This window comes from Streptomyces odontomachi, from assembly GCF_024435355.1.
Taxonomy (GTDB): Bacteria; Actinomycetota; Actinomycetes; order Streptomycetales; family Streptomycetaceae; genus Streptomyces; species Streptomyces odontomachi.
This window is the reverse complement of record NZ_JAMJWG010000005.1, coordinates 1-12,094: the sequence shown is the minus strand read 5'-3', so window position 1 is coordinate 12,094 and position 12,094 is coordinate 1. Positions and strand designations below refer to the sequence as shown.

Annotated in this window: 8 protein-coding genes; 2 read left to right on the top strand and 6 right to left on the bottom strand. The window is 72.6% G+C overall.

Annotated elements, in window-relative coordinates; all coding sequences use genetic code 11:
• The first annotated feature begins 463 nt into the window (after positions 1 to 463).
• A complete protein-coding gene (locus tag NQO67_RS12940) occupies positions 464 to 1,561 on the top strand; it encodes a citrate synthase 2 (RefSeq protein WP_255950053.1) in 1,098 nt (365 codons plus the stop codon).
• Between the two features lie 24 nt (positions 1,562 to 1,585).
• Here the strand turns inward: NQO67_RS12940 and NQO67_RS12935 are convergent, their stop codons facing one another.
• The 6 genes from NQO67_RS12935 to NQO67_RS12910 all read right to left on the bottom strand — a co-directional run bounded on the left by NQO67_RS12935 (position 1,586) and on the right by NQO67_RS12910 (position 10,215).
• The gene (locus tag NQO67_RS12935) at positions 1,586 to 2,185 is read right to left on the bottom strand and encodes a TetR/AcrR family transcriptional regulator (protein WP_255950052.1); all 600 of its coding nucleotides are present in this window, start codon (positions 2,183 to 2,185) and stop codon (positions 1,586 to 1,588) included.
• Positions 2,182 to 2,931, bottom strand: coding sequence for an enoyl-CoA hydratase family protein (locus tag NQO67_RS12930; protein WP_374118975.1), 750 nt, complete (start codon positions 2,929 to 2,931; stop codon positions 2,182 to 2,184). The genes NQO67_RS12935 and NQO67_RS12930 overlap by 4 nt, the downstream gene beginning before the upstream one ends.
• Positions 2,932 to 3,115: 184 nt before the next feature.
• Positions 3,116 to 4,303 (bottom strand): acyl-CoA dehydrogenase family protein, encoded by a 1,188-nt coding sequence (locus tag NQO67_RS12925; protein ID WP_255950050.1) that lies wholly within the window; start codon positions 4,301 to 4,303, stop codon positions 3,116 to 3,118.
• Positions 4,300 to 6,498: an acetyl/propionyl/methylcrotonyl-CoA carboxylase subunit alpha gene (locus tag NQO67_RS12920; protein ID WP_255950373.1), complete on the bottom strand. Its 2,199-nt coding sequence runs from the start codon at positions 6,496 to 6,498 to the stop codon at positions 4,300 to 4,302. The genes NQO67_RS12925 and NQO67_RS12920 overlap by 4 nt, the downstream gene beginning before the upstream one ends.
• 52 nt (positions 6,499 to 6,550) lie before the next feature.
• Positions 6,551 to 8,155 (bottom strand): acyl-CoA carboxylase subunit beta, encoded by a 1,605-nt coding sequence (locus NQO67_RS12915; protein WP_255950049.1) that lies wholly within the window; start codon positions 8,153 to 8,155, stop codon positions 6,551 to 6,553.
• Positions 8,152 to 10,215, bottom strand: coding sequence for an acyclic terpene utilization AtuA family protein (locus NQO67_RS12910; RefSeq protein WP_255950048.1), 2,064 nt, complete (start codon positions 10,213 to 10,215; stop codon positions 8,152 to 8,154). Before NQO67_RS12910 ends, NQO67_RS12915 begins: the two co-directional genes overlap by 4 nt.
• Positions 10,216 to 10,977: 762 nt before the next feature.
• Between NQO67_RS12910 and NQO67_RS12905 the strand changes: the two genes are divergently transcribed.
• On the top strand, positions 10,978 to 11,703 hold the full coding sequence (locus NQO67_RS12905; RefSeq protein WP_255950047.1) for a C39 family peptidase: 726 nt from the start codon (positions 10,978 to 10,980) through the stop codon (positions 11,701 to 11,703).
• Positions 11,704 to 12,094 lie beyond the last annotated feature (391 nt).

Below are 12,094 nucleotides of genomic sequence, written 5' to 3'. Positions count from 1 at the left end.
GGGTCGACGGCGCCCGGTGGCACCGGCACCTCGGGATGCGCTGCGGCGTCGATGGCGGCGGCATCGGCCGCGGCGGCCGCGGCGGCGGTCCGCTCGTCCGGGGTGGCGTGCTCGCTGGCGTCGGATGCTCGGTGTGCGCGGTCTGTCACGCAGTCATCTTGCCGTACGGACCGTGCCGGCGGACGGGGGAGGGTGCCGAATGGAATCCGTGTACGGATTTTCCCGCCCCCAGGCGAGTCCCGGGCGAGCGGCGCGGGGCGAGGCACCGTCGCGCGCCGGAGCACGGACGGCGCACCATAGCCTTCTCCTATGGTCGTGATCCCTGCTTGATCTCCGGTTGATCCCTGGTTGATCGTTGGATCACCGTTTCCGCCCGATCGTCGCCGTTTGATCTTTCGCTGATCGCCTGTTGATCGCCCGTTGATCGTTCCATTTACGTCCGCGGGCAGTGAGGAGCCGTCCGATGTCCGATTTCGTACCCGGCCTTGAGGGAGTCGTCGCGTTCGAGACCGAGATCGCCGAACCGGACAAGGAGGGTGGCGCCCTGCGGTATCGCGGCGTCGACATCGAGGACCTGGTGGGCAAGGTGTCGTTCGGGAACGTCTGGGGCCTGCTGGTCGACGGGGCGTTCAATCCGGGGCTGCCCCCTGCGGAGCCGTTCCCGATCCCGGTGCACTCCGGTGACGTCCGGGTGGACGTGCAGTCGGCGCTGGCCCTGCTCGCGCCCGTGTGGGGCCTGAAACCGCTGCTCGACATCGACGCGCCCGAGGCCCGCGACAACCTGGCGCGCGCCGCCGTCATGGCGCTGTCGTACGTGGCCCAGTCCGCCCGCGGGCAGGGCCTGCCGATGGTGCCGCAGCGGGAGATCGACAAGGCCGGCAGCATCACGGAGCGGTTCATGCGGCGGTGGCGCGGCGAGCCGGACCCGAAGCACGTGGCGGCCGTGGACGCGTACTGGACGTCGGCCGCCGAGCACGGCATGAACGCGTCCACGTTCACCGCGCGGGTCATCGCCTCGACCGGCGCCGATGTCTCCGCCGCACTGTCCGGAGCGGTGGGGGCCATGTCGGGGCCGCTGCACGGCGGGGCGCCGTCGCGGGTGCTCGGCATGATCGAGGAGATCGAGCGCACCGGCGACGCCGAGGCGTACGTGAGGCACGCCCTGGACCGCGGTGAGCGGCTGATGGGCTTCGGGCACCGGGTCTACCGCGCGGAGGACCCGCGCGCCCGGGTGCTGCGGCGCACGGCGCGCGAGCTGGGCGCGCCGCGCTACGAGGTGGCCGAGGCCCTGGAGCAGGCGGCGCTCGCCGAGCTGCACGCCCGCCGTCCTGACCGGGTGCTGGCGACCAACGTGGAGTTCTGGGCGGCCATCGTGCTGGACTTCGCCGAGGTGCCGGCGGCCATGTTCACGTCGATGTTCACCTGCGCGCGTACGGCGGGGTGGGCGGCGCACATCCTGGAGCAGAAGCGGACCGGCCGGCTGGTCAGGCCCTCCGCCCGGTACGTGGGACCGGGGCCCCGGTCCGTCCGGGACGTCTCCGGGTACGAGGCGATCGCGTAGCCAACGGGGTGGGCGCCGTGGGGCTCACCCCAGCGCCTCGTCCAGGAGGGTCGCCCACTGTGCGACGACGCGTTCGCGGCGTCGGGTGTCATCGGTGAGGAGGGTGGCGAGGCCGAGGCCGCGTGCCATGTCCAGCAGGCCCTGGACGGTTTCACGGGCGCCGGGGCGTGACTCGTCGACACCGAGGAGTTCGACGGCGATGCGGTGCGCCTCGCGGCCCACCCGGGCCTCGAGTTCGGCGACCCGGTGCCGGAGCGGCTCCTCGTTGGCCGCCGCCACCCACAGGTGGAGGGCGGCGCGGAACACCGGGCCCGTATAGAGGTCGACGATGGCGACCACTATGGCCGCACGGTCCCGTGCGCCGTGCGCGCCGTGCGGGAACAGGGCTCTAAGGGCGATGGAACGCTGCTCCGCGACGTATTCGACGGCGGCCGTGAAGAGCTCCTCCCGGGTGCGGAAGTGGTGCTGGGCGGCGCCCCGGGAGACCCCGGCGCGCTCGGCCACCACGGACACCGTGGAGCCGCCCCAGCCGCGTTCGGCGAGGCAGGTCACGGCGGCCTCCAGCAGCCGCTGCCGGGTGAGGCGGCTGCGGTCCTGCTTCGGCGTGCGGTCGGCCGCTGTCACCGCGTCCCCGTGCAGGTCCACGAGGGGTCACGACGTTCGAGGAAGGCCGTCATGCCCTCGTGGGCCTCCTCGGCGGTGAACAGCCGGGCGGTGAGCTCGGTGACGGCCTTGCCTTCGGTGTCGAAGGCGTGCAGCACCCTGGCGTTGACCAGTTCCTTGGTGGCCCGCAGTGCCCCGGGGGCGGCCCTGCGCAGCCCGTCGAGCACCGGGGCCAGGGCCGTGTCGGCGTTCGGCGCCGCGGCGGTCAGCAGTCCGATGCGGGCGGCCTCGGCGGCGTCGAAGACCTCCCCGGTGAGGAAGTAGCGCGCGGCGGCACGCGGATCGAGGCGGGGCAACAGCGGCAGGCTGATGACGGCGGGCGCCACCCCGATGCGCACCTCGGTGAACGCGAAGGTGGCGGACGCGCCCGCCACGGCGATGTCGCACGCCCCGAGCAGTCCGAGGCCGCCCGCGCGTGCATGCCCCGTGACCCGGGCGACGACCGGCGTCGGCAGGGTCAGCAGCAGCCGCAAGAGGCTGAGGAAGGCGCCCGGTGGGGGCGGGTCCTTGAGGTCGACGCCCGCGCTGAACGTGCCGCCGGTGTGGGTGAGCACGATCGCACGGGTGCCGTCGTCCGCGTCCGCCGTGTGCAGTGCGTCCGTCAGTGCGCCCAGCAGCGCCCCTGAGAGGGCGTTGCGGCGCTCGGGGGCGTCCAGGGTGAGGGTGGTGACGCCGCGCTCATGTGCCGTCGTCACGGGTGCGGTCACAGGCGGCTCCTGAGTTCTCGGCGGAGGATCGTGCCGGCGGCGGCGCAGGGCACCGCGTCGATGAACTCTACGTGCCGGATCTTGTGGAACGGAGCCACTGGTTCAGCCACGTAGCACACCGCGGACGGCCTCCACAGCGCTGACGACCTCATAAGGGCAACGGGCCCCGTGACGGCAACCGGTCTCAATAGGACTTCGGCAGGCCCAGGGTCTGGTGGGAGACATAGTTGAGGATCATTTCCCGGCTGACCGGCGCTATGCGTGCCACCCGGGAGGCGGTGACGAGGGAGGCGAGGCCGAACTCGCGGGTGAGCCCGTTGCCGCCCAGGGTGTGCACCGCCTGGTCGACGGCCCGCACGCAGGCCTCGCCCGCCGCGTACTTGGCCATGTTGGCGGCCTCCCCGGCGCCGGCGTCGTCACCCGCGTCATACAGGTGGGCCGCCTTCTGCATCATCAACCGGGCCATCTCCAGGTCGATGTGGGCCTGCGCCAGGGGATGCGCGATGGCCTGGTGGGCACCGATGGGGCTCTGCCAGACGGTGCGTTCCCTGGCGTAGTCGACGGCACGCGCGAGCGCGTAGCGGCCCATGCCGATCGCGAACGCCGCCGTCATGATGCGCTCCGGGTTGAGCCCCGCGAAGAGCTGGAGCAGGCCCGCGTCCTCGTCGCCGACGAGTGCCTGGGCGGGCAGCCGCACCTCGTCCAGGACCAGTTCGAACTGCTTCTCGGCCGCGTGCAGTTCCATGTCGATGCGCTGCCACCCGAAGCCCTTGGCGGCGCGCTCCACGATGAACAGGCACGGCTTGAGCTTCCCGGTGCGGGCGTCCTCGGTGCGCCCCACGATCAGGGTCGCGTCGGCGGCGTCCACTCCGGAGACGAACACCTTGCGGCCGCCGAGCACCCAGTCGCCGGTGCTCCTCTCCCGGCGGGCGGTGGTGGTGATGCGGTGCGAGTTGGAGCCCGCGTCGGGTTCGGTGATGCCGAAGGCCATGGTGCGGCTGCCGTCCGCGAGCCCGGGCAGCCAGGCGCGCTTCTGCTCCGCGGTGCCGAACCGTGCGATGACGGTGCCGCAGATGGCCGGCGAGACGACCATCATCAGCAGCGGGCAGCCCGCGGCGCCCAGCTCCTCGAGGACGATCGACAGCTCGGTGATGCCGCCGCCCCCGCCGCCGTACTCCTCAGGGAGACTGACACCGAGGTAGCCGAGCTTCGCGGCGTCCCGCCACAGCTCGTCCGGGTGGCCCCCGGCGGCTATCACGGAGTTCATGTAGGCACGGCCGTACCGCTTGCCGAGTGCGGCGACGGCGGCGCGCAGGGCCTGGTGCTCCTCGGTCTCGAGGAGGGCGTGGGTACGGGGCCTGGTGCTGCTCATACGGATCCTCCTCGGGTTTCGGGCGGAGCCGACTCCTCACTCACCACGGCCGCCGCACTGGCCACGGCCGCCTCACCCACGACGGCCAGCAGGGCGCCCTTCTCGACCTGGTGACCGGGGGCGGCGTGCAGGGCGGTGACGGTGCCGGAGACGGGCGCCCTGATCTCGTGCTCCATCTTCATCGCCTCCAGCCACAGCAGCGGCTGTCCCGCCCGCACCGGCGCCCCGGGCACGATGTTCGCGGCGAGCCGTACGACGGTGCCCGGCATGGGCGCGAGCAGCGACCCGGGGGCCTGCTCCGGGGCGGCCGGGTCGGGCAGCCGGGGCAGCGCGGTGAACGCCGTGTTCCCCACGTACACCCGGTCACCGTGCACGGCGACGTCGAACGTGCGCCGCACCCCGTCGACGTCGAGCACGACCTGCTCGGCGGCGACGCGCACCACCCGCACGTCACCGGTCTCGGGCCAGGCAGAGGCGTCCCTGGCGCCCTCGGACGGCTGGTCCGAGGCGCCCTCCGCGTCCTCCGCGGCCTCCGCCACGACGCCGTCCGCCGCCACACCGTCGCGGGTGTGCCGGTAACGGACCGTGTACGTCGGGCCGTCGGGCTCGGCCCGGTAGCGCCGGGTCTGCGCCTGCGAGGGGACGTTGCGGAAGCCGCCGAAGCGGGAGCGGCCCTGTGCGGCGGTCAACGCGGCGGCCAGCGGGGGGTACGGGTCGAGGGCGTGCGCGGTGAGGGCGGCGAGGTGCCGGTCGTAGAAGCCGGTGTCCATGCGGGCGGCGGCGAACTCGGGATGCCGCAGGGACCGCAGGAGCAGCTCCCTGTTGGTGACAGGACCCTGTACCCGGGCGTGCTCCAGCGCGGCGGCCAGCCGGCGTATCGCCTCGGCCCGCGTGGGCGCCCAGGCGACGGCCTTGGCGAGCAGCGCGTCGTAGTGCACGCCGATGCGGTCACCGTCCGCGTACCCGGTGTCGAGCCGCAGGCCGACCTCGGGCCCCGCGGCGGGCCCCTGGGCGGACGGTTCCGACATCCGCCCAGGGAGTGCGGTCCCGGGCCGGGCACCCGGTACCGCGAGCCGGTGCAGGACACCGGCCTGCGGGGCCCAGTCACGCGCCGGATCCTCCGCATAGAGGCGGGCTTCGACGGCGTGCCCGCGCGCGGGCGGCGGGGTGCGGTCCAGCGGGTGGCCTTCGGCGATGCGGATCTGCCAGGCGACCAGGTCGAGCCCGAAGACGGCCTCGGTGACGGGGTGCTCCACCTGGAGACGGGTGTTCATCTCCAGAAAGTGCACGACTTCCTCACCGGCATCGTCCTCATTGGCATCGTCCTCACCGGCCCCGTCCGCACCCGCCGTCACCAGGAACTCGACGGTGCCGGCGCCCCGGTAGCCGATGGCCCGGGCCGCCCGCTCGGCGTCCGCGTACAGCCGCGCCACGAGGTCCGGGGCGAGGCCGGGCGCCGGGGCCTCCTCGATGACCTTCTGGTGGCGGCGTTGCAGCGAGCAGTCACGGGTGCCGAGCGTCCACACCGTCCCGTGGGCGTCGGCCAGCAGCTGCACCTCCACATGGCGGCCGTCCGCCACGTACGGCTCCACGAAGACGGTGCCGTCCCCGAAGGCGGCGTGCGCCTCGGCGCGGGCGGCGGCCAGCTCGGCGGCGAGCGCGGCCGGCTCCCGCACCATCCGCATGCCGCGCCCACCACCGCCCGCCGCGGCCTTCACCAGCACCGGGAAGTCCGCCTCGGTCAACCGCTCCGGGTCCGTCACCGAGGGCACGCCCATGAGCTCCTTGGCGCGGGTCTTGGAGGCCATTGCCTCGATGGCGTGCGGCGGCGGCCCGATCCAGACCAGACCCGCGTCGAGCACGGCACGCGCGAAGTCCGCGCTCTCGGAGAGGAACCCGTAGCCCGGGTGCACGGCGTCGGCGCCGGCCGCAAGGGCGGCTTTCACGAGCAGCTCGCCCCGCAGGTAGGTGTCCGCGGGGGCATCCCCCGGGAGGCGTACGGCGACGTCCGCCACGCGCGCGTGCAGCGCGTCGGCGTCCGCGTCGGAGTGCACGGCGACCGTAGCGATGCCGAGGTCACGGCAGGTGCGCACGACACGGCAGGCGATCTCGCCCCGGTTGGCGACGAGCACGGAGCTGATCGTCACGGGTGCGCCGCCGTCCACGATCCCTCGGTCCCCCTCGTCCGTACGCATACCGACCGCCCCCACCGTCTCGTCCGCGTCCCCGTCCGCCATCTACGTGCCCTCACATCCGGAAGACGCCGAAACCGCCACGCGCACCCTCATAAGGCGCCGTGTGAATGGCCGAGAGGCACAGGCCCAGGACGGTGCGGGTGTCGCGCGGGTCGATCACCCCGTCGTCGTACAGCCGTCCGGAGAGGAACATCGGCAGCGACTCCGCCTCGATCTGCTGCTCCACCATGGCCCGCAGCCCCGCGTCGGCCTCCTCGTCGTACGGCTTCCCGCGGGCCGCCGCCGACTGCCGCGCCACGATCGACAGCACCCCGGCGAGCTGCCCGGGCCCCATCACGGCGGACTTGGCGCTCGGCCAGGCGAACAGGAAACGCGGGTCATAGGCGCGCCCGCACATGCCGTAGTGCCCGGCACCGTAGGAGGCGCCCACCAGGACGGACAGGTGCGGGACGCGGGAGTTGGCGACGGCGTTGATCATCATGGCGCCGTGCTTGATGATGCCGCCCTGCTCGTACTGGGTGCCCACCATGTAGCCGGTGGTGTTGTGCAGGAACAGCAGCGGGATGTCGCGCTGGTTGGCGAGCTGGATGAACTGGGCGGCCTTCTGGGACTCGGCGCTGAACAACACGCCTTGGGCGTTGGCCAGGATGCCCAGCGGATAGCCGTGCAACGTCGCCCAGCCGGTGACGAGACTGCTCCCGTAGCGCGGCTTGAACTCGTCGAAGTCGGAGCCGTCCACGATGCGGGCGATGACCTCGCGCGGATCGAACGGCACCTTCAGGTCCTCCGGAACGATGCCGAGCAGCTCACCGGCGTCGTACACGGGCGGCCGGACACCGTCCAGGGGTGGATCCGGGTACGCCTTGCGGTGGTTGAGCCGGGCGACGACACGGCGGGCCTGCCGCAGGGCGTCGTACTCGTCGACGGCGACGTGGTCGGCCAGCCCGGAGACCGAGGCGTGCATGGCGGCGCCGCCCAGGGACTCGTCGTCGGCGTCCTCCCCGGTGGCCATCTTCACCAGGGGCGGTCCCCCGAGGAACACCTTCGAGCGCTCCTCCACCATGATCACGTGGTCCGACATGCCGGGCACGTAGGCGCCGCCCGCGGTCGAGTTGCCGAAGACCACGGCGATCGTGGGGATACCGGCGGCGGAGAGCCGGGTGAGATCGCGGAAGAGAGCGCCGCCCGGTATGAAGATCTCCTTCTGGGACGGCAGATCAGCGCCGCCGGACTCGACGAGGCTGATGCACGGCAGCCGGTTGGCGTAGGCGATCTCGTTGGCGCGCAGCGCCTTCTTGAGGGTCCACGGGTTGCTGGCGCCGCCCCGCACGGTGGGGTCGTTCGCGGTGATCAGGCACTCCACGCCGGCGACGACACCGATCCCGGTCACCATGGCGGCGCCCACGGTGTAGTCGCTGCCCCAGGCGGCCAGCGGCGACAGCTCCAGGAAGGGCGCGTCCGCGTCGAGCAGCAGCTCGATCCGCTCACGGGCGAGCAGCTTGTCCCGGTCACGATGGCGCCGGACGTACTTCTCCCCACCACCGGCGAGCGCCTTGGCGTGCTCGGCGTCCACCTCAGCGATCCTGTCGAGCATGACCGCACGGCGGGCGGCGTACTCGGGAGCGGCGGTGTCCAGCGCGGAGGTCAGGACGGTCACGGCTGCTCCTCGGGCGCGCACGGGGCGACCGGCTCCTCGGCGGCGTACGAGACGGCCGACGGTTTCCTGGGAGCGGGTACGGGAGCCGACCTGGGAGCACGCGGGGCCGCCGCCGAGCCCCGGCTCCGTGACCGGGCGGCGACCGGTCGTGCCACCTCACGCCCGAGCGACTCCTCGGGCACATCCTCGAGCAGCTCCTCCGGAACGTCGACGAGCCGCGCGCGCAACCATTCCCCCAGGGCCTTGGCCTGCGGGTCGAAGCGGTGCCGAGCGGCGACGCCCTCGCCGAGCAGTCCCTCGACGACGAAGTTCACCGCCCGCAGGTTCGGCAGGACATGCCGGACGACGGTCAGCTGCGCGCACTCCGGAAGCAGGGTGCGCAACCGGTCGACGGTGAGGGTGCGCTCCAGCCAGCGCCAGACGGCGTCGGTACGGTCCGGGTGGGAACCGTGCCGGGCCCAGACACCGATGTTGGCGTCCCCGCCCTTGTCACCGCTGCGGGCACCGGCGAGCACCCCCAAGGGGACACGTCGGGTGACGCCGCCACCTTCCGGGCCACCGTCCGACGCGGCCACGGACCCCCTGCTCGGGTCGGAGACCGAGTCGAGGACAACGGACGCTTCGGGCACCGGCGTCGGATCGACTTCCCTGGTCACCGTGGGCGCCGGGATGCGCTCCTCGCGCCCGTCCGGCAGCACGGCGACGTGCTCCACGTCCTGCTGCGGCACGTAGGCGGCCTGGAACACCGCATAAGGCGTGCCCTTGACGGGCGGCGCCGTGACGTGGAAGCCGGGGTACGAGGCGAGGGCGAGTTCCACGGCGGCGGCTCCCAGGGCGCGCCCCACGACCGCCTCGTCCGGGTCGCGTGCGACGAGCCGGAGCAGCGCGCTGGCGGCCTCTTCGGTGCCGGGGTCCGGATGGTCGGTGCGGGCCAGCTCCCACCGCAGCACGGCAGGCCGCCGCCCGACCAGGGCATCCTCCATCTGCGCCCGCACCAGGGCGGCCTTGGCGTCGACGTCCAGCCCTGTCAGCACGAAGACGACCTCGCCGCGCCAGCCGCCGAGCCGGTTGAGGCCGACCTTCAGGGTGGGCGGTGGCGGCTCGCCGCGCACGCCGTCGATGCGCACCCGGTCCGGGCCCTCCTGGGTGAGCCGAACGGTGTCCAGACGTGCGGTCACGTCGGGTCCCGCGTACTGGGCGCCGGCCGTCTCGTACAGAAGCTGCGCGGTGACCGTGCCGATGTCGACGAAGCCGCCGGTGCCGGGGTGCTTGGTGATGACGCAGGAGCCGTCCTCGTGCAGCTCGGCGAGCGGGAACCCCGGTCGGCGGACCCGGTCGGCTCCGGACGCTCCACCGTCCTTGCCCGGTGCGGCGAAGAAGGCGTAGTTGCCGCCGGTGGCCTGCGCGCCGCACTCCAGGACATGCCCGGCGACGACGGCGCCCGCCAGCCGGTCGTGCGTGCCCGGGTCATCGGGGTCCCACCCGAAGCGCCAGGCGGCGGGCCCGGTGACCAGCGCGGCATCGGTGACCCGGCCGGTGACCACGATGTCGGCGCCGGCGCGCAGGCAGGCGGTGATGCCATGACCGCCGAGGTAGGCGTGCGCGGTGACCGCGCCGGCGCCCCAGTCCTCGCGCGCCGCCGGGGCGTTGCGGGCGCCGGGGCGCGCGATCAGATCGTCACCGGTGACATGGGCGACGCGGACCGGGATACCGAGCCGGGCGGTGAGTTCACGGATCCGCTCGGCGAGCGCGGCCGGGTTCACGCCCCCCGCGTTCGTCACGATGCGCACGCCGCGGTCGTACGCGGTGCCGAGACAGCCCTCCAGCTGCTTCAGAAACGTCCTGGCGTACCCGAGCCCCGGGTCGCGCATACGGTCGCGCCCGAGGATCAGCATGGTCAGCTCGGCGAGGTAGTCCCCGGTGAGCACATCGAGCGCGCCACCGGTCAACATCTCGTACAGGGCGTCGAACCGATCTCCGTAGAAGCCGGAGAAGTTGCCGATACGCAGCGGCAGGGAAGGCGGCAGGGCCGCGGAGGTGGCCGGGCTGGGCGGTCTCACCGGGCGCCCTCCCCGTCAGCGCCGTCATCGTCGCCGCCACGCACCACACGGGCAACGCGGACGGGCAGGGCATCGGCCACGACACGCTCCCTCACGACGGCGCCGCGTCCACGGGTGGGGGACGGCAATCAAGGGACCCGGATCCCCGGACACGGCGATGTGTGGGGGGAGCATGGCATGCACCAATGACCAAAACAAGCACGCGTGCTTGGATTTTCAGCCGCGGAGCATACGGGGCCTATTGGGCATACGGGATGCACCATCCAGGGAAAGCCTCCGGGAACAGCAGAGCCAGAACAGCCACCCCACCAGCAAACCGGGCCTTTGAACCCGCGAACCACACCCCGCGAGCCCCCACCCCCCGAAACCCGGGAGCCGGGCGCGCAGCTCGACCCGTTCTCACTTGCCCTACTCCCCGGTATCTTGTCATGCACACGAACACTCCACGCCCCCTGACGCCCCACCACCGACCGCGCACCAGCACCACATCCAGACCGCCGCAGCACCACCCGCAGACCAACCGGGCAAGACCGCTGCCGCCCACCGGCAGCAGGCCACCGGCTGCATCAGGAAACGTCCACAGGGCACGTCCACAAGGACGCGTCGGCAAAACGCACGTGCACAAAGGCACGCCCGCAAGGACGCGTCGACAAAAGCACGTGCACAGAGGCACGTCCGCAAAGGCACGTACGCAAGGGCACCACCCCCCACCACCGGGCGCCTCCCCACCGGAGGCCCCGCCCCACGGCATCAGGAGCTCCCATGCGCAAGAGACTCGCGGCCTCCGCCGCACTCGCCCTCGCCCTCACCGCCTCCGCCGCACTGGCCTCCCCGGCCCTGGCGAAGGCCGGCCCGGCCGCCCCCGACCTCGGCCATGTCTCCGTACTCACCCATGGCTCGACGTCCGGCACGGCCGTGGTCAGCGGCCACAACGAACCCGGCACGAAGGCACACGCCGACGCGGTGCGCACCAAGTCGGCGCACACCCTGTCGATCGACTACCAGGTCCAGGAGACCGGCTACTGGTGCGGCCCCGCGGCCACCCGTATCGCGTTGTCGGCCCGCGTCGCACCGCCCAGCCAGTCCGCGCTCGCCTCCGAACTGGGCACCACGACGAACGGCACCGACTGGATCGGCCAGGTCACCGGCGCCCTCAACGCCCACGTCGGCACGGGCTGGTACGAAACCAAGGAGATGCCCAACGACCCGCCCACGCAGGCCCAGATCGACCTGCTCTGGAGGGACGTCGTCCTCGACATCGACAACAACTACCCGATCGTCGCCAACATCGTGGCCCCGCCCGGCAACCAGCCCCCCGGCTACCCGTCGAACCAGACGATCTACCACTACTTCACGGTCATCGGCTACGACGACGCCAACAGCACCGTCCTCATCGCGGACCCCGCGTCCTTCAGCGGCAACCAGATCTACTGGCTCTCCTTCGCCCAGCTCGCCACCCTGATCCCCCCGAAGGGCTACTCGGCCTGACCCCGCCCCGGATGGCCCCCCGGTGGCCCCATGGAGCCTCATACGCCTGCGCGCGACACCCGGAACGGGGAAGCGCAAGGAACCGACCACCGGGGGAGAGCCGCGACTGAGACGGAAGGTGCCGTGGGGGTATGTGCTCCCCCACTGCCCTGAGGGCGTGGGAGGTACCCCCAGCAGGACCGCCGCCGAGTGCCGGTGAACTGACGGTCCAGGACCATCGCGCCGGCCGATGGGGGTACCTCCCAGGCATTAAGCACTGGGGGAGTACATACCCCCGCGGCACCGACCCACCCACCCCACCGAACGCGGCCCTTCGGCACCCCGAACGGCGCGACGCCCGAGTTCAACGGCACCCCCGGAGCCCTCGGTCCGCCCCACCCCCGCACCACCT

Bases quoted from the DNA above. Each gene is read 5' to 3' on its own strand.
- NQO67_RS12905 (WP_255950047.1), top strand. From the start codon at position 10,978: ATGCGCAAGAGACTCGCGGCCTCCGCCGCACTCGCCCTCGCCCTCACC.
- NQO67_RS12940 (WP_255950053.1), top strand. From the start codon at position 464: ATGTCCGATTTCGTACCCGGCCTTGAGGGAGTCGTCGCGTTCGAGACC.
- NQO67_RS12920 (WP_255950373.1), bottom strand. From the start codon at position 6,498: ATGCGTACGGACGAGGGGGACCGAGGGATCGTGGACGGCGGCGCACCC.
- NQO67_RS12925 (WP_255950050.1), bottom strand. From the start codon at position 4,303: ATGAGCAGCACCAGGCCCCGTACCCACGCCCTCCTCGAGACCGAGGAG.